We start from the raw sequence: 15,444 nt of genomic DNA, 5'->3' as shown, positions 1-15,444 counted from the left end.
CAGCCGGAAAACCCGCAAAGGTCGCCATAACCGCGGTGATGCGAAAACTCACCATCCTCGCAAACGTGCTGCTCAGAAAAAACAAAAAATGGATTGATCTTAACGCTTGACCATAACGGATACTTTCCGTGTTTTCCGTGGTTCCAATAAACAGGTTTCACATCACAGTAAGGCGCTTCGCGCGGATTTCGTGCCTTTTCGTGTCTTTGGCTTCGCCGAACTTCGTTTCGTGGTCAAAAAAACCTTATAGCCGTATCTCCAACCTATCGCCCGGTCCAATTACGCGCAGAAATTCCAGCATATCCGGCAGGGCCAGGGCGACGCAGCCTTCGGTGCCGCTGTAATCTTCGCGCGCCAGGTGGGCGAAGATGGCGGAGCCCAGACCGGGGACCGGCGGGTCGTCATTGTGGCCCAGCACCAGGATCAGGTCATAGACATGATCCTCGCGCCACAGTTTTTCATGACTGGCGGCAAAGGGCAGTTTGACGTGCCGGTTATAGTCGGGCGAGGCCGGATCGTCGCACCAGCCGTCCTCGGGCGTCAGGGCCACGGTTTTCAGCCTGGTTTGCGGCGCGTCCATGCGATCGGGGCGGTAAAAGACGTGGCGGATCGGCCAGATACCGGCCGGGGAGGCGCCATCGCCCTCTCTTTTCTCAGAAGCCGGACGAACGCCCCCTTTTCCAAGCGCGCAACGCACCTTATGTTCGTTTAACTGAAACTGCCCATCCGCCGTAGCGGTAAACGTCTTGACCATCCGGTCGCTTTCGCCCAAACCATAAGAAAAAACACAAGATACAGGATCATGGTGCAACAAAAAACCCTCCTGATTGTCGATGACGACGATGAACTGCGCGAAGCGCTGGCTGAACAGCTTGAACTGCACGAGGAGTTCAAGGTCATTCAGGCGGCCAATGGCGCCGATGGCGTCCGGCTCGGCAAGAGCGTCAATGCCGACCTGATCCTGCTCGATGTCGATCTGCCCGATATGGATGGCCGCGAAGCCTGCCGCCTGCTGCGCAAGGGCGGGCTGACCACGCCGGTCATTATGCTGACAGCGCAAAGCTCGGACTCGGACACCATCCTCGGCCTCGATGCAGGCGCGAACGATTATGTCACCAAGCCGTTCCGCTTCGCCGTGCTGCTGGCGCGCATCCGCGCCCAGGTGCGCAGCCACGAAACCAGCGAAGACGCCACCTTCCGCATCGGGCCGTATGAGTTCAAACCGGCGCTGAAAATCCTGATCGACCAGAACGGCAAGAAGACCCGCCTGACCGAGAAGGAAACCAATATCCTGAAGTACCTCTATCGCGCCGGCGGCAAGGCCGTGTCGCGCGAGGAGCTGCTCACCGAGGTGTGGGGCTATAATGCCGGGGTCACCACCCACACGCTGGAAACCCACGTCTATCGCCTGCGCCAGAAGATCGAACCCGATCCGGCCAATGCGCGCCTGCTGATGACGGACGCAGGCGGGTACAGGTTGCAGTTCTGATTTTGCTCAAACCGAAGTCTGACGACTTCGGTTTGTTGTTTGGAGTAGTATAACTAGCCGATTAAATCTGAAAGATCTGTGTCAAGATCGACCTCGTCTTCAGACGCTATCATATCTGGTAGGGCGTATCCGCCACCTTTTAATCTATTTATCCCAAATGCTTCTTTTGTTCTCCAAAGCATAGTAGATAACAGCATTTCTGGATTTGCACCATAAAGCACAATCCCTCGCTCTTGCAGAGCCTTGAATAAGTCCGATCTTGACATTGCCTTTCCGGTTTTTTCCAGAATTTCCACAACCGCTTCGGCAATCTCTTCCTTTTTAGGGTTTTTCGCGTTATCTTGCGAAGTGCGTGTTGTTGAATCTACCTTATTTGACAGAGTCTTAGAAGACAAAAAGTCATCGACAGAGCGACTGCTGTATTTTTCCCACTGCTTAATAAATCTATTTACTTCAAGGATTTGCGCCTTAGAACGCTTAATAACTTCTTCGGCTTTTGCGATCCTAACTTCAAGTTCGGCGCGTTTAGCCAAAGCGTTTATGATGGCGTCGTCAGACATATGAATCCTCCCATAGATACACAAATACAGAAATTTGTATCTAAGGACAATCTTTTAGTTGATTTGAATTTTCGAATCTGGGATACAAGAAGTGCCTAGGCCCAAATACAAAAAACCCGGCAGGTGCTAGGAACACCTTACCGGGCGTGTTTTGGGTTCCGTCTTATGGTTGCAAGCTCAAAGACGGAAAAGGGAGCGTGCGCCCCCGTCAGAACGGCGGCACAATAGCGCATGCTCCCGATCTAGACAATAGGCTGCTCCATTTTTTGGAGACATTGCATGATGAGTAGTCGTGCCTGTCACCGCGTGAGAGCGTATGTGCGCTACCGATTCGGTCGGTTTGAACACGTATGCTCTTATTGGCGGTGCTGCGGTCCTCAGCTCAGCTTTTCGTTCTAATGAGCGGTTAGCTTGAGGCCCTAGCGCTAATCTTGGCTGGCGATTGCGGCTAAGGCGGCGTCCTCCCTTTAATTTAAACTCTTTCCCCGCCGCGCAGATTCGTTTGCGCGGCGGTTCTCTTAAACCCCGCCTTCCTCCGCCACATACCATGCGAACCAGATGGCGGCGGTGAGGTCGCCGCCGGAGGCTTTGAACTCGGCGACCGGGTCGGGGAAGGCATCAGTGATTTCCTGGGCGAAGTCGAATTCGGCTTGGATTTCGGCCAGGTCGCGTAAGGAAAATTCCGCCGCCATGCGCACGCGCACCTCCCACGGCAGGTCTTCGGGGACATTGGCGTTGGGGTCGGTCGCCACCCAGTATACTTCGCCGATGGCGGCGTCGGTGCGCAGTTGTAGTTGGCCGCCGAGGTTCAGCAGGTTGAGGGTTTTCGCCGCTTCGATCACTTCGGGCAGGTCGGCGACGCGCCACGCATATTCGTTGAAGCGGAAATCGGCTTTCGCCAGAATCTCAGCGGGCAGCTGGCTTTCGGTCAGGTCGGTCATAGAGAAAACGTGGTCTGAATCGGCGCGTGATCGCTGGGGCGGTCCCATTCGCGCACCGTATCGTGGATGACGGCCTGCACATCGCCCGTGATCTGCGCGCGCAAACCCGGATTGAGCAGGATATGGTCGAGGCGCAGGCCGCGATTGGATTTGCGGAAGTCGGCGGCGCGATAGCTCCACCACGAAAACAGCTTCTGTGGATCGGGATAGGCGACGCGGAACGGATCATGCAACTCGCCTGCGTCAAGGAAATCCGCGAACGCCTCCAGTTCCGGCGGGGTGTGGCTGACCACGCGCAGCATCTGGCGGTGGCTCCAGACATCGTATTCGCCCGGCGCGATGTTGAGGTCGCCGCAGATCAGCAAAGGCTGATCCTTGGGGCGGGCGCGCAAGGCGCCGCTCATGCGCTCGTAAAATTCCAGCTTGTGATCGAACTTGTCATTGAGCAAACGGTCGGGCAGGTCGCCGCCCGCCGGGATGTAGAAGTTCCAGATCTCGACGCCGTTCAGCCGCACCGCCTGACAACGCGCCTCGCCGCGGCGGCAAAAGGCGGGCGATCCGACGATCTCGAACGGATGTTTCGAGGCCAGGGCGACGCCATGCCAGCCCTTCTGACCGGTGACCAGAAGGTGCGGATAGCCCATGGCCGCAAAGGCCTCATGCGGAAATTCGTGTTCCTGACACTTGATCTCCTGCAAGCACAGGACGTCGGGCGCCTGTTCGGCGGCGAAGCGCGCCACCTGGTCGATGCGCAGACGCACCGAATTGATGTTCCACGAGGCGAGGGAGAGTTGCATGCCTGACCTAAAGAAAAAACCCGACCTTCTTGCGGAAGGTCGGGTGAGGTTTGGCACATAACACGAAGAGAAAAAAGGGAAAACGCACGTCTTGGACTTCATCGGAAGCTTGGGACGCCGGGATCAACCGCCGTTCAATCCGTTGTGTGAAAAATAACACTCTGTCCGAAAAAACGCAATGGTAAATATCAGGCCAGCGTTATTTTTTTGTCTGCGGCTTATTGAACACAAATAAATCCGGGCGGTTGGGGCCGATGTTGAAACTGGTCAGCACGACCTTTGTGGACCGGTTCTGCGCATCGACGATGGTCCATTCGCGCAGGCGCAACGCGCCGTTGGCCGCCTGATCGAAGCCGAGCGTGATCGAGCCTTCGATCTGTTTGCGGCGGTCGCGCGCCTTCAGATAAAAGCCCTGCGGGTTGGAGCTGACGGCGGTGACGACCACGCCCTGATCGAGGCGAATCTGGCGCGACAGGAACAGGGAGAGCGGGGTTTCGCTGAGCGGGGCCTTGTCGAGGGTTTCAAGGCGCGGATCCCACATATTGACCGTCCTGCCATCGGAGACGATGACCACCGAATAGGGCGGATCGTATTCGAAGCGCATCTTGCCGGGGCGTTGCAGCCACCAGGTTCCGCGCGTCACCCGGCCGCGATAATCGGTCTGCTCGAAGCGGCCCGTGGCGCTGGACAGGCTTTGCAGATAGTCGGTCGCCTTCCTGATGCGCGCCTTGTCGGCGGGGTTGAAGCTGGGCACGGCGATCAGGCCGCTGAACTGGTTCTTATTGCCCTGCGCCAGAGAGGGCGCGGCGGCGCCGAGAGCGAGGCTTGAAGCCAGAACGGCGAGAATCAGGCGGCGGTTCTTCATGCTGTGTCTTTCCTTCATGTCGGTTGTGTAGAGCCTAACCGCGCGCCAAGGCAATTGCTGGGCGCGAAAAAGACGCGCCGCCGCCGCTTTGTGGCCTTGATGTGAAGGGGGGATGAACGGAGACGGAAGGAATGGTGGAGCTAAGCGGATTCGAACCGCTGGCCTCCTCATTGCGAACGAGGCGCTCTACCAACTGAGCTATAGCCCCATGCCTTCCGAGGTCCGGGAGGGTCGAGCCAAGGCCGGACCCTCCGGGAAGCCGTCTTTTAAGCGAAGCGGCGACGTTGTCAAGCGCTCCTTAACTTGCCAGATGTAGGGAATGACCTATATTCACAAGGTTCGCCATTCGCAGCGGGAATCATGACCGACTTTATCGCCTTTATCGTTTACGGACTGCTCGACTTCGTCATCTTCTGCCTGATCGTTTCGGCGATTTTGAGCTGGCTGATTGCGTTCAACGTCGTCAATACGCGCAATCGCGGCGTCTATATGATCGTCGATCTGCTCGACCGCATCACCACGCCGGTGCTGGCGCCGTTCCGGGCGATCATTCCGCCGATGGGCGGGCTGGATTTGAGCTTTCTGGTCGGGTTTCTGGTCATTCAGGCGTTCAAGCTCTATCTGCTGCCGCCCGCCTTCGGCACCTTGCGGATGCTCATTGGCTAGAATTGTTGTCCGGCTGACGCCGAAGGCGGCGCAGGACCGCATCGACGGCTGGGATGTCGATGAACATGGCCGGGCCGTGCTGAAGGCGCGGGTGCGCGCCGCGCCGATCGAGGGGCGGGCCAATGAGGCGCTGGTTGCGCTGATTGCGAAGACGCTGAAACTGCCGAAATCGAGAGTGGCGTTGACGGGCGGCGAGACGGCGCGGTTCAAGACTCTGGAGATCGACGGGCTGGACGAGGCGGGGTTGCGGGCGGGTTTAGAGCGCTTTTCGATCTGATGGAATCAGATCGGCGCTACTCACGTCTTTGCTTTGTCGCTCTTCCTTATCCAAAAAGTGGAACCACTTTTTGGGGAAACGCTCTAGCCTAAAAACCGGCTGTGCTGGCGCGCTTCCAGCTCCATCACCCAGTCATCGGGCAAGACCTTGAGCAGGGAGGCCGCCGTCTTGTTGGGCGCGCCCGGCACGCAGGCGGCGCGGTTGGCCTCGGCGGCCATATAGCCTTCGCGCGCCACCTCGTCGGCGCCCATCCACGCCCATTCAGGGATGGTGCGCGTCACCTTGGCGCGCTGGCCGGAGACATCGTGGAATTCCGACCAGGTGAAGCCCGGACACAGGGCGCTGACATGCACGCCGTGGTCGCGCATCTCCAGATGCAGACTTTGCGAAAAGCGGATCAGGAAGGTCTTGATCGGGCTGTAGAGCGGATCGCCGGGCGAGGCGGGCAGGTAGCCGGCCAGCGAGGCGACATTGAGGATGCGGCCGAACTTCTGGTCGATCATGGCGGGCAGCAGGCGGTGGCACAGCGCCATCGGGGCCAGCATCATCACCTGAGTCATGGCCTGATGCGTCTCGAACGGATTGCCGAGGAAGCCGCCGGGCAGGCCATAGCCGGCGTTGTTGACCAGGCCATCGACCGTGCGGCCCAAAGCCAGCACGCCGTCGTGCAGCATCTGCGGCGCCGCCGGGTCGCTGAGGTCGGCGGGCAGGGCGTGCGCCTCGACGCCGAAGCGCAACTGGATCTCGTCGCACAGCGTCTTCAGCCGGTCGGCGCGGCGCGCGGTCAGGGCGACGTCCCAGCCGTGGCCGGCATAGACGCGGGCCATGGCCATGCCGATGCCAGACGAAGCTCCGGTAATCAGGACAAGACGACGCGACAAGGCTTTTCCCCGGTGGTGATTTCAGCGCGGATCGAACACGAGCGGCGGTGAAAAAGCAAGCGGTTTAAGCGGTTTCCGCCGGGATGGGTTCGACGGGAAGCTCATGCGTATGGGCCAGCAGGTCGGCGACGGTGATCTGCGACAGGCTGTGCGCGGCGGCGGCGTTGGCCTGCATCATGGCGCCATGGACGGCTTTCGGGATGGCCTGACTGACCGGGCAGCCTTCGGCGCCGAGCGGGACCGAACCGAGATGGGCGCAGCCATTGACCGCCTTCAGCACCTCGTCGAGGCGGATGGTTTCGGGGCGGCGCAGCAGCCAGGCGCCGCCGGCGACGCCGGAGCAGGTGGCCAGAAGACCGGCCTTGGCCAGTTGCGTCGTCATGCGGCGGATGACCACCGGATTGGTCGGGATCGAGGCCGCCAGCACAGACGAGGACACCGCCTGTTCGCGCGAATAGGCGTTCTTGTGGGCCAGATAGGCCAGCGTGTGCGCGGCGACGGGAAAGCGTTGGCTGTCGGACATGTCAAGTTATTGTTACGCAGGTTTGACCCCGCGTCAAATCGGATTCCGGGCGTCAGGCGCGCCGGACGGGGCGAAGACGGTTGAACATGACTATAAATAGGCGTAAGAGCGCCGGGTTCAAGCGAGGGTATCCGAAGACAATCGTCCACGCCCTCAGGAGAGTATGTATGAATGGGGACACCCCTTCCGGCCCGTTGACTCCGCATTCCGACGCCGCAACCGACAGTCCCGCCTCCCCTAAGTTCGATGAAGCTCACGCAGCGGAAACCGAATCCGTCTCCAGTCATGGCCACGGGGCGGAAGGGTTCTGGGCCTTGAGCGTCGGCGCCATCGGCGTGGTGTTTGGCGATATCGGCACCTCGCCGCTGTATGCGATGCGCGAGGCCCTGTTCCATACGCGCGAGGGCACCAGCGCCGATCTGGCGGTCAAGGGGGTGATCTCGCTGGTCTTCTGGGCGCTGATCATGGTCGTGACCGTGAAATATGTGCTGTTCCTGATGCGCGCCGACAATAAGGGCGAAGGCGGGACGCTGGCCCTGATGGCGCTGGCGCAGAAGGCTCTGGGCAAGTATTCGCCGACCGTGTTTTTCCTCGGCATCTGCGGCGCCTCCTTATTTTACGGCGACGGCATCATCACGCCCGCGGTTTCGGTGCTGGGCGCGGTCGAGGGGCTGAAGGACGCGCCGGGGGTCGGCACGTCTTTGTCGCACCTGATCGTGCCGATTTCGGGGGTGATCCTGATCACCCTGTTCATGGTGCAGTCCAAGGGCACGGCCAAGGTGGCGCGCCTGTTCGGGCCGATCACCGTGGTGTGGTTTCTGGCGCTGGGCGCCCTGGGCCTCGTGCATATTTTCGACCGGCCGGAAATCCTGCTGGCCCTGATGCCGCAATATGGCGTGGAATTCCTGTTCGCCAACGGCTTTACCGGCTTTGTCATTCTGGGTTCGGTGTTTCTGGCCGTGACCGGCGCCGAGGCGCTCTACGCCGATATGGGCCATTTCGGCAAGAAGCCGATCCAGTACGCCTGGCTGTTCTTCGTGCTGCCGTGCCTGATGCTCAACTATCTGGGTCAGGGGGCGCTGACCCTGCACGATCCGTCGGCGCGCGACAATCCGTTCTGGCGCATGGTGCCGGAAATCTTCTACTGGCCGACCTTCGCGCTGGCGACCATGGCGACGGTCATCGCCTCGCAGGCCGTGATCACTGGCGCCTATTCGATGACGCAGCAGGCGGTGCAGCTCGGCCTTCTGCCGCGTATCGACATCAAGCGGACGAGCGAAACCCAGGCCGGACAGATATTCGTGCCGCAGATCAACACCATGCTGATGGTGGGCGTGCTGCTGCTTTTGGTGCTGTTCCAGTCCACCGACCGCCTGACCTCGATGTACGGCATCGCGGTCACCGGCGCGATGATGGTCGATACCCTGCTGGCCTATGTCTTCCTGCGCCATGTCTGGAAGTGGAAGCGCTGGCAGGCCTGGCTGCTGCTGACGCCGCTGGGCGCGCTCGATCTGGTCTTTTTCGGCTCGAACCTGTTGAAGATTCCGCAAGGGGCGTGGCTGCCGCTGACGCTGGGCGCGGGGCTGGTGCTGACCATGCTGACCTGGGCGACCGGCACGCGCAGCCTGACCGAAAAATCGCGGCGCGATTCCGTCATGCTGGCTGACCTGATCGAGATGCTGAAAAAGCGCCCGCCGCACCGGGTGGCGGGCACGGCCATCTTCCTGACCTCGGACGCCGAGGTCGCGCCGGTGGCCCTGATGCACAATCTCAAGCACAACAAGGTGCTGCATGAGAAGAACATCATCCTGACCGTCAAGACCGCCAATACGCCGCGCGTGCGCGAGGCCGACCGGGTGTCGATCGAGGTGCTGAACGAGGACTTCAAGAAGGTGACGCTGTCCTACGGCTTCATGGAAAGCCCGAACCTGCCGCGCGCGCTGGGCCTGTGCCGCAAGCTGGGCCTGAAGTTCGACATCATGGCGACCAGCTTCTTCTTAGGCAAACGCAATGTCGTGCCGTCGGCCAATTCGGGCATGCCCCTGTGGCAGGACAAGCTGTTCATCTTCCTGATGAAGAACGCCGCCAACCCGACCGAATTCTTCCATATCCCGCCGGGACGGGTGGTGGAGCTGGGCACGCAGGTGACGGTTTAAGACAGATGCCCCACCACCACGCCCTGCGGGCGCGGTCCCCCTCTCCAGCAAGCTGGGGAGGCATAAGGACGACGGCGCGGGGAGATTTCCCCTTGCGTCGCGGGGCTTAAAACCCTAAAGCGCGCGTGAATTCGCAAACAAGGGTTTCCGCTCATGTCCTCTCCCGCCGACAAGCCCGTCCGAAAAGTCGTTCTCGCCTATTCGGGCGGTCTGGACACCTCGATCATTCTGAAGTGGCTGCAAACCGAGTACGGGGCGGAGGTCGTGACCTTCACCGCCGATCTGGGGCAGGGCGAGGAGCTGGAGCCGGCGCGTAAAAAGGCCGAACTGCTGGGCATCAAGCCGGAAAACATCTTCATCGAAGACCTGCGCGAGGAGTTCGTGCGCGACTATGTCTTCCCGATGTTCCGCGCCAATACGGTCTATGAGGGCCAGTACCTGCTCGGCACCTCGATCGCGCGTCCGCTGATCGCCAAGAAGCAGATCGAGATTGCCCGCAAGGTGGGCGCCGATGCGGTCTGTCATGGCGCGACCGGCAAGGGCAATGATCAGGTGCGTTTCGAGTTGGGCTATTATGGCCTTGAGCCCGATATCCGCGTCATCGCGCCGTGGCGCGAATGGGATTTCGCTTCGCGCGAGGCCCTGCTGAACTTTGCCGAACAGCACCAGATTCCGATCGCCAAGGACAAGCGCGGCGACGCGCCTTTCTCGGTGGACGCCAACCTGCTGCATTCGTCGTCCGAGGGCAAGGTGCTGGAAGATCCCGCGGTCGAGGCGCCGGAATTCGTCTATCAGCGCACGATTTCGCCGGAAGCTGCACCGGATAAGGCCACCGTGTTCACGATGGACTTCGTCAAGGGCGATCCGGTGGCGATTGACGGCGAGGCCCTGTCGCCCGCCGCCCTGTTGACGAAGCTGAATCAGCTTGGTCATGATAATGGGGTCGGGCGTCTCGATCTGGTCGAAAACCGCTTCGTCGGCATGAAGTCGCGCGGGGTTTATGAGACGCCGGGCGGGACGATCCTCTTGGCGGCGCACCGCGGCATCGAGTCGATCACGCTGGACCGCGGCGCCATGCACCTGAAGGACGAGCTGATGCCGAAATATGCGTCGCTGGTTTATAACGGCTTCTGGTTCTCGCCGGAGCGCGAAATGTTGCAGGCGGCGATCGACTATTCGCAGGCCAAGGTGACGGGCCGCGTGACGGTGAAGCTCTATAAGGGCAATGTGACGGTGATCGGTCGTGAGAGCCCCTATTCGCTGTACGATCAGGAGCTGGTGACGTTCGAGGAGGGCAAGGTGGCCTATGACCACCGCGACGCCGCCGGGTTCATCAAGCTCAATGCGCTGCGGCTGCGCGTGGCGGCGAAGCGCGATCTGCGTGGGTACGTTCCGGGGGCGTGGGGGTCGATTGACCCCCACAATCCTTGACTTTCCTTGCCGCCCTGCCCCCATAGGGGGCAAGGCTGCAAGGAAATTGAAGACTTGGGGCCAATTGGCCCCAAACCCCGTAAGTCACCACGATGCTGCCCGTCGATCCCGGCAAATACTCGGCCTTTCTGATCGCCATGTTCCTGATGGCCATCACGCCTGGCCCGGCCAATCTGTTCTTTGTGCGCACGGGGCTGGCCGGATCGAAGCGGCGCGTCCTGCTCGGTGTGCTCGGCGTCAATCTGGCCACCTTCGTCTGGTTCTGCGCCGCCGCTCTGGGCTTACAGATCATCCTGATCGCCCTGCCGCTTTTGTTCCCACTAATCGCCATAGCAGGCGGCCTCTATCTTGGCTGGATCAGCCTGACCTCGCTGCGCCGCGCGCTCGATATCCGCAACGAAGCGCTCGGCGTCTCGCTCAGCCAAGGCGTCAGCCCGGACACGCCCTTTTCGCAGACCTTCCGGCAGGGCTTCATGGTGCAGTTGCTGAATCCCAAGATCACCCTGTTCTTCAGCGCCGTCCTGCCGCCGTTTCTCGACATTCACCGGCCCATGCCGTTGCAGATGACCGTCTTCGCCGCCACCACCATCGGCATGGATGTCATCGCCATGACCTCTTACGGTTTCGGCGCGGTCACCCTGACGCGCCTTTTGTCGCACCCGCGCAACAAACAGGTCTTCGACGTCACGGTCAGCCTGATCCTGCTTGTCATCGCCTGCGCGATCGTCTGGCACGCCGTGAGCGCGCTGTTGCCGGGATAAGTTGCAAAAAACGCTGCAAAAAATTGCCACATTGACGGATCAGACTGAAACGATAGAGTAAGCTTAAATCTGTGGGGAAGCCGCCTAATGAAACGCCTCGTCCTTATCGCCGCCGCCGCCGGCCTGACGCTTTTGTCCGCCTGCGCCACGCCGACCCCTTATCAGGCCGCCATGCCCGGCGGGGGTTACCAGACCGGCTACAGCGATATGCGCATCGAGGATGACCGCTATCGCATCAGCTTCTCCGGCAATGATCTGACCTCGCGCCAGACGGTCGAAAACTATATGCTGTACCACGCCGCCGAGCTGACGCTGAACGCCGGTTATGACTGGTTCGAGATCGTCAATCGCGGCACCGACGCCAAGACGCGCACCTTCTCGACCCCCGAGGATCCGTTCTGGGGCGGCATGTCGTGGCGCTTCTATGGCCGCCGCGCCTGGGGGCCGTGGGGCATGGGCTTCGACGACTGGGATTCGGTGCAGTACACCCGCTATCAGGCCAGCGCCGAAATCCTGCTGCACAAGGGCCAGAAGCCCGACGCGCCCAACGCCTATGACGCCCACGCGGTCAAGGCCAATCTGGAAAGCCAGATCGTAAGGCCCGCGCCCGCGGCGAAATAGCAAAGCTGCAAAAAGGCCGGTGGAAACACCGGCCTTTTTCTTATCGTGAAGACGTTTCTTATCTTGAAGATTTGGGCCGGATCACCTTCGGCGTCTTGAGGCGGCGCTTGTTGACGTGATCGCCGATCTTTTCGACATCGCCGGTCGGGGCGGGCTTTTCGCCGCGGAAATAGAATTTCTGCCACTGTTCCTTGACCGCTTCGGGATCGCGGCGCGACAGGCTGTCGTTGAATTCCGAGCGCATCTTGGCCCAGGCCTGAAACTGGCCCTTGAGGTCGGGATCGGTCTCCAGCGCCTTGATCACCGGCTGAATGTCGTCCTGCTTCTTATGCTCGACCACCTGAATGAAGCAGAAGGGCTCGCCCTTCTTGAAGCTGACCGCGCCGGGGCGGGTCATCAGCCAGTTCATGGTGAAGGGAAACGGCAGCCAGTCGGTCTCGACCAGACCGGTCAGCGGCGCGATGCCGTCCTTGACGAAGTTGGGCGCGCCTGACGCCTGCACCGCATAGCCCGGCGGGGTGCGGAACATGTAGCCGGTATGAAACGTCACCACGCCATGCGTGAAGTGCGAGGTGACGAGATGCTCCAGATTGTAGTTCGGGTCGGAATCGCAGCCGATAATGATGTCGTCCTTACCCTTGCCGCCGTTCCACATGATGGTGAAATCGACCGGGCACAGGATCTCCCAGCCGGTGGTGTTGGCCATGGTCAGCGGCAGGCAGCGATAGGGAAAACGCGACTGAAACGACTCCATCCAGTCGCGCTCCGGGCGACCCGGCACGATCTCCGGCGGATAGGTGGTCATCACAAAACATTCCAGTTCCATCGGCGTCCTCTTGCATCGTCAACGGCTTGATGTTGCAGGCGATTGCGGTAAGTGTTTGGCCTTATGACGCACAACCACATCTCGCCCGAAAAACTGCTGCAAGCCTTAGACGATCTGGGGCTGAAAACAAGCACCCACTGGCATGAGGCCGTGTTTCGCGTCGGCGAAGGCGAGGGGATCAAGGATTCGCTGCCCGGCGCCCATACCAAGAACCTGTTTCTCAAGGACGATAAGGGCCGGTTATGGCTGATCTCGGCCGAGCAGACGACGCAGATCAATCTGAAAGCCCTGCCGAAAGTGATCGGATCGGGACGGTTGAGTTTCGGCTCCGAGGAGCGGCTATTTGACGCGCTGGGGGTCAGGCCGGGATCGGTGACGGCGCTGGCCCTGATCAACGACCCGGAGCAGCGTGTGACCTTTGTGCTGGACAAGGTTTTGGCGGAGGCGGAGATCGTCAACTTCCACCCGCTGACCAATACGGCGACGACCGCCTTGTCTCAGGTGGATTTCAGGGCGTTTCTGGCGTCGCTGGGCCGGGAGCCGGTGGTGGTGAATTTTACGGCGGTGGGGTAGGGAAGGGTTTATCCACAGATCAGCCAGATAAGCACAGATTTCATGATAATGTCGGGCGGTCGCGCCTGACGCCGTAACGTCTTTGGAGGGGCAATCTTGGGGGGAGATGTCATGATGGATCAACGTGATCCGCAGACCTACGCCATTATTGGCGCGGCGATGGAGGTGCATAATACACTGAGCTATGGCTTTCTTGAGCCGGTTTATCCGGAAGCGCTTATCCTTGAACTATCGCGCGCGGGCATTCCTTTTCGGCGCGAATGCGCCTTGCCGATTATCTACAAAGGCGAGGTATTGACCTGCCATTATCGGGCGGATCTGATTTGCTTCGATGCTATTCTTGTAGAGCTAAAAGCTCTCAAACGACTTTCTGGCGCTGAGGACGCGCAGGTGCTGAATTATTTGAGGGCTTGTGAGCTGGACAGGGGCCTCCTGATCAATTTTGGCGGCGCCAAGCTGGAATATAAACGGTTCCGGCGCTGAGGTTTAAGCCGTCCCAAACATCTGTGCTTATCTGGCTGATCTGTGGATAAACCTTTCTTCCCCTAACCCCGCTTGACTTGACGGCTCCACAAGACCATCTGACACGCATGGATTTCAAAGAGGCGCATCATGGCCGGTAAAGACCCTAATATTATCGACGGTTCCGAACAGACCTTTATGAACGACGTTATCGAGGCGTCGATGACCACGCCGGTCATTGTCGATTTCTGGGCGACCTGGTGCGGGCCGTGCCGTCAGCTTGGGCCGGCGCTGGAAAAGGTGGTGGCCGAGCACAAGGGCAAGGTCAAGCTGGTCAAGATCGACGTCGATCAGAATCAGGCCATCGCCGCGCAATTGCGCATCCAGTCGATCACGACCGTCTATGCCTTTGTCGGCGGGCGGCCTGTGGACGGCTTTATGGGCGCCAAGTCCGAGACGGAGCTGCGCGCCTTTATCGACAAGCTGGGCGTCGGCGACGCCGGGCCGAGCATCGACGATACGCTGGCCCTGGCCGCGCAGTCGGCGGCCGATGGCGATGTGACCTCGGCGCTGGAAGCCTACAGTTTCGTGCTGGAGCAGGAGCCGGAAAATCCCAAGGCCATCGCCGGGATTGCGCGCGTCTATCTCAAGGCCGGTCAGGCCGAGCAGGCCAAGGCGTTTCTGGAGCAGGCCAAGGACTCCAAAGACCCGGAGATTCTGGGGCTGAAAGCCGCGCTGGAGCTGGCCGAGGGTGCGCCTACCGATGTCGGGGCTTTGCGCAACCGGATTGCGGCGGATGGGCGCGATTTCGATGCGTGGTACGATCTGGGCCGGGCGCTGGCGGCGCAGGGCGAAATGGCGGAGGCCATCGACGCGCTGCTGGAAATCGTCAAGTACCAGCCCGATCATCAGGCCGCGCGCGACTATCTCGTCAAGATTTTCACCGCTGTCGGCAATGAGTCGCCCGTGGTGCGCGCCGGTCGCCGCCGCCTGTCCTCGATGCTTTTCTCGTAAGGTCCGCCCATGTCCGAAGCCGATACCGCCAAGCCGTCCGCCGAAATTGATCCGCGTCTGCTCGAAGCGCTGGTCTGCCCGGTGACGCGCCGTCCGCTGACCTATGACAAGGCGGCGCAGGAGCTGATCAGCCCGACCGCGGGCCTCGCCTATCCGATCCGGTCGGGCGTGCCGATCATGCTGGTCGATCAGGCGCGGAAGTTTGAGCCGACCAAAGGGTGAGAAGGATAAAGGCAAAGGGCCATTGGCCCTTTGATCCCGTAACTTGTCCTTAAATGACACTAAAAAACCGGACCTCTTGAGGCCCGGTTTTTTAGTGTTTTCAAAGCATAGGTTATGGGGTCAAGGGGTTGAACCGTCCTGGGTTTGCCGGAGGCTCGGTTGTTTGCGTCACGCCACTTTGGCGTGCTCGACGGGTTTTGTATAGTACCTGGCTTCGGCTTCCGCTGGTGGGATGTACCCGATGCTTTCGTGGATGCGGCGTTTGTTGAACCAGTCGACCCATTCAAGGGTTGCCAGTTCGACGTCGGACAAGCCACGCCAAGAGGCTTTAGGGTGGATCAGCTCGGTCTTGTAAAGACCATTGATGGTTTCGGCCAAA

At 60.3% G+C, this 15,444-nt stretch carries 20 protein-coding genes, 1 tRNA gene and 1 pseudogene; 12 read left to right on the top strand and 10 right to left on the bottom strand.

Annotation, left to right across the window (positions count from 1 at the left end):
- Positions 1–110, top strand: a pseudogene (locus tag ACTHLA_RS11900) (IS110 family transposase); the annotation flags it as partial.
- 134 nt (positions 111–244) lie between these two features.
- Here ACTHLA_RS11900 and ACTHLA_RS11895 read toward each other — a convergent pair.
- The gene (locus ACTHLA_RS11895) at positions 245–754 is read right to left on the bottom strand and encodes a L,D-transpeptidase family protein (protein ID WP_440189286.1); all 510 of its coding nucleotides are present in this window, start codon (positions 752–754) and stop codon (positions 245–247) included.
- A gap of 48 nt (positions 755–802) precedes the next feature.
- Here ACTHLA_RS11895 and ACTHLA_RS11890 point away from each other — a divergent pair, with 48 nt between their 5' ends.
- Positions 803–1,489 (top strand): response regulator transcription factor, encoded by a 687-nt coding sequence (locus tag ACTHLA_RS11890; protein ID WP_440189283.1) that lies wholly within the window; start codon positions 803–805, stop codon positions 1,487–1,489.
- Between the two features lie 53 nt (positions 1,490–1,542).
- Here ACTHLA_RS11890 and ACTHLA_RS11885 read toward each other — a convergent pair whose 3' ends face one another.
- The 5 genes from ACTHLA_RS11885 to ACTHLA_RS11865 form a co-directional block, all read right to left on the bottom strand.
- Entirely contained in the window at positions 1,543–2,049 is a 507-nt protein-coding gene (locus tag ACTHLA_RS11885) for a hypothetical protein (RefSeq protein ID WP_440189280.1), read from the bottom strand.
- A gap of 518 nt (positions 2,050–2,567) precedes the next feature.
- Positions 2,568–2,990 (bottom strand): hypothetical protein, encoded by a 423-nt coding sequence (locus ACTHLA_RS11880; RefSeq protein ID WP_440189278.1) that lies wholly within the window; start codon positions 2,988–2,990, stop codon positions 2,568–2,570.
- Complete coding sequence (xth, locus tag ACTHLA_RS11875) at positions 2,987–3,787, bottom strand: exodeoxyribonuclease III (RefSeq protein ID WP_440189275.1); 801 nt, start codon at positions 3,785–3,787, stop codon at positions 2,987–2,989. The genes ACTHLA_RS11880 and xth overlap by 4 nt, the downstream gene beginning before the upstream one ends.
- A 199-nt stretch (positions 3,788–3,986) precedes the next feature.
- Entirely contained in the window at positions 3,987–4,652 is a 666-nt protein-coding gene (locus ACTHLA_RS11870; RefSeq protein WP_440189272.1) for a LolA family protein, read from the bottom strand.
- Positions 4,653–4,784: 132 nt separating this feature from the next.
- Positions 4,785–4,860, bottom strand: a tRNA-Ala gene (locus ACTHLA_RS11865).
- 152 nt (positions 4,861–5,012) lie between these two features.
- On the opposite strand from ACTHLA_RS11865, the gene ACTHLA_RS11860 reads away from it, so the two are divergent.
- The gene (locus ACTHLA_RS11860; RefSeq protein WP_440189269.1) at positions 5,013–5,318 is read left to right on the top strand and encodes a YggT family protein; all 306 of its coding nucleotides are present in this window, start codon (positions 5,013–5,015) and stop codon (positions 5,316–5,318) included.
- Positions 5,311–5,595 carry a DUF167 family protein gene (locus ACTHLA_RS11855; protein ID WP_440189266.1) on the top strand — a complete coding sequence of 95 codons (285 nt, stop codon included), beginning with the start codon at positions 5,311–5,313 and terminating at the stop codon, positions 5,593–5,595. The genes ACTHLA_RS11860 and ACTHLA_RS11855 overlap by 8 nt, the downstream gene beginning before the upstream one ends.
- Before the next feature lie 83 nt (positions 5,596–5,678).
- Here ACTHLA_RS11855 and ACTHLA_RS11850 read toward each other — a convergent pair whose 3' ends face one another.
- Entirely contained in the window at positions 5,679–6,476 is a 798-nt protein-coding gene (locus ACTHLA_RS11850; RefSeq protein WP_440189263.1) for an SDR family NAD(P)-dependent oxidoreductase, read from the bottom strand.
- Between the two features lie 64 nt (positions 6,477–6,540).
- The gene (locus ACTHLA_RS11845; RefSeq protein ID WP_440189260.1) at positions 6,541–6,999 is read right to left on the bottom strand and encodes an Rrf2 family transcriptional regulator; all 459 of its coding nucleotides are present in this window, start codon (positions 6,997–6,999) and stop codon (positions 6,541–6,543) included.
- Positions 7,000–7,166: 167 nt separating this feature from the next.
- Between ACTHLA_RS11845 and ACTHLA_RS11840 the strand changes: the two genes are divergently transcribed.
- From ACTHLA_RS11840 to ACTHLA_RS11825, 4 genes are all read left to right on the top strand, one after another.
- Positions 7,167–9,155, top strand: a complete 1,989-nt coding sequence (locus ACTHLA_RS11840) for a potassium transporter Kup (RefSeq protein WP_440189257.1) — start codon at positions 7,167–7,169, stop codon at positions 9,153–9,155.
- A gap of 153 nt (positions 9,156–9,308) precedes the next feature.
- Complete coding sequence (locus tag ACTHLA_RS11835) at positions 9,309–10,586, top strand: argininosuccinate synthase (protein ID WP_440189254.1); 1,278 nt, start codon at positions 9,309–9,311, stop codon at positions 10,584–10,586.
- Positions 10,587–10,678: 92 nt separating this feature from the next.
- A complete protein-coding gene (locus ACTHLA_RS11830) occupies positions 10,679–11,347 on the top strand; it encodes a LysE family translocator (RefSeq protein ID WP_440189251.1) in 669 nt (222 codons plus the stop codon).
- An 87-nt stretch (positions 11,348–11,434) separates the two neighbouring features.
- Positions 11,435–11,968, top strand: a complete 534-nt coding sequence (locus ACTHLA_RS11825; protein WP_440189249.1) for a CC0125/CC1285 family lipoprotein — start codon at positions 11,435–11,437, stop codon at positions 11,966–11,968.
- Between the two features lie 58 nt (positions 11,969–12,026).
- Here the strand turns inward: ACTHLA_RS11825 and ACTHLA_RS11820 are convergent, their stop codons facing one another.
- Entirely contained in the window at positions 12,027–12,794 is a 768-nt protein-coding gene (locus tag ACTHLA_RS11820) for a DUF6065 family protein (protein ID WP_440189246.1), read from the bottom strand.
- A 63-nt stretch (positions 12,795–12,857) separates the two neighbouring features.
- Here ACTHLA_RS11820 and ACTHLA_RS11815 point away from each other — a divergent pair, with 63 nt between their 5' ends.
- The 4 genes from ACTHLA_RS11815 to ACTHLA_RS11800 all read left to right on the top strand — a co-directional run bounded on the left by ACTHLA_RS11815 (position 12,858) and on the right by ACTHLA_RS11800 (position 15,065).
- Positions 12,858–13,367 (top strand): prolyl-tRNA synthetase associated domain-containing protein, encoded by a 510-nt coding sequence (locus ACTHLA_RS11815; RefSeq protein WP_440189243.1) that lies wholly within the window; start codon positions 12,858–12,860, stop codon positions 13,365–13,367.
- Positions 13,368–13,478: 111 nt separating this feature from the next.
- Positions 13,479–13,850, top strand: a complete 372-nt coding sequence (locus tag ACTHLA_RS11810) for a GxxExxY protein (RefSeq protein WP_440189240.1) — start codon at positions 13,479–13,481, stop codon at positions 13,848–13,850.
- A gap of 129 nt (positions 13,851–13,979) precedes the next feature.
- Entirely contained in the window at positions 13,980–14,843 is an 864-nt protein-coding gene (locus ACTHLA_RS11805; RefSeq protein WP_440189238.1) for a tetratricopeptide repeat protein, read from the top strand.
- A 9-nt stretch (positions 14,844–14,852) separates the two neighbouring features.
- Positions 14,853–15,065, top strand: coding sequence for a Trm112 family protein (locus ACTHLA_RS11800; RefSeq protein ID WP_440189235.1), 213 nt, complete (start codon positions 14,853–14,855; stop codon positions 15,063–15,065).
- A gap of 168 nt (positions 15,066–15,233) precedes the next feature.
- Here the strand turns inward: ACTHLA_RS11800 and ACTHLA_RS11795 are convergent.
- Positions 15,234–15,444 (bottom strand): integrase core domain-containing protein (locus ACTHLA_RS11795; RefSeq protein WP_440189232.1); only part of this gene is annotated, 211 nt, incomplete at its 5' end.

Origin of the sequence: Asticcacaulis sp., from assembly GCF_051956075.1 — a bacterium.
In the GTDB taxonomy this organism is placed as follows: domain Bacteria; phylum Pseudomonadota; class Alphaproteobacteria; order Caulobacterales; family Caulobacteraceae; genus Asticcacaulis.
This window is presented reverse-complemented; position numbering and strand designations above follow the sequence as displayed.

Coding starts and splice junctions, on each gene's coding strand:
- ACTHLA_RS11895 (WP_440189286.1), bottom strand. CDS start 754: ATGGTCAAGACGTTTACCGCTACGGCGGATGGGCAGTTTCAGTTAAAC.
- ACTHLA_RS11890 (WP_440189283.1), top strand. CDS start 803: ATGGTGCAACAAAAAACCCTCCTGATTGTCGATGACGACGATGAACTG.
- ACTHLA_RS11885 (WP_440189280.1), bottom strand. CDS start 2,049: ATGTCTGACGACGCCATCATAAACGCTTTGGCTAAACGCGCCGAACTT.
- ACTHLA_RS11880 (WP_440189278.1), bottom strand. CDS start 2,990: ATGACCGACCTGACCGAAAGCCAGCTGCCCGCTGAGATTCTGGCGAAA.
- xth (WP_440189275.1), bottom strand. CDS start 3,787: ATGCAACTCTCCCTCGCCTCGTGGAACATCAATTCGGTGCGTCTGCGC.
- ACTHLA_RS11870 (WP_440189272.1), bottom strand. CDS start 4,652: ATGAAGAACCGCCGCCTGATTCTCGCCGTTCTGGCTTCAAGCCTCGCT.
- ACTHLA_RS11860 (WP_440189269.1), top strand. CDS start 5,013: ATGACCGACTTTATCGCCTTTATCGTTTACGGACTGCTCGACTTCGTC.
- ACTHLA_RS11845 (WP_440189260.1), bottom strand. CDS start 6,999: ATGTCCGACAGCCAACGCTTTCCCGTCGCCGCGCACACGCTGGCCTAT.
- ACTHLA_RS11840 (WP_440189257.1), top strand. CDS start 7,167: ATGAATGGGGACACCCCTTCCGGCCCGTTGACTCCGCATTCCGACGCC.
- ACTHLA_RS11835 (WP_440189254.1), top strand. CDS start 9,309: ATGTCCTCTCCCGCCGACAAGCCCGTCCGAAAAGTCGTTCTCGCCTAT.
- ACTHLA_RS11830 (WP_440189251.1), top strand. CDS start 10,679: ATGCTGCCCGTCGATCCCGGCAAATACTCGGCCTTTCTGATCGCCATG.
- ACTHLA_RS11825 (WP_440189249.1), top strand. CDS start 11,435: ATGAAACGCCTCGTCCTTATCGCCGCCGCCGCCGGCCTGACGCTTTTG.
- ACTHLA_RS11820 (WP_440189246.1), bottom strand. CDS start 12,794: ATGGAACTGGAATGTTTTGTGATGACCACCTATCCGCCGGAGATCGTG.
- ACTHLA_RS11815 (WP_440189243.1), top strand. CDS start 12,858: ATGACGCACAACCACATCTCGCCCGAAAAACTGCTGCAAGCCTTAGAC.
- ACTHLA_RS11810 (WP_440189240.1), top strand. CDS start 13,479: ATGATGGATCAACGTGATCCGCAGACCTACGCCATTATTGGCGCGGCG.
- ACTHLA_RS11805 (WP_440189238.1), top strand. CDS start 13,980: ATGGCCGGTAAAGACCCTAATATTATCGACGGTTCCGAACAGACCTTT.
- ACTHLA_RS11800 (WP_440189235.1), top strand. CDS start 14,853: ATGTCCGAAGCCGATACCGCCAAGCCGTCCGCCGAAATTGATCCGCGT.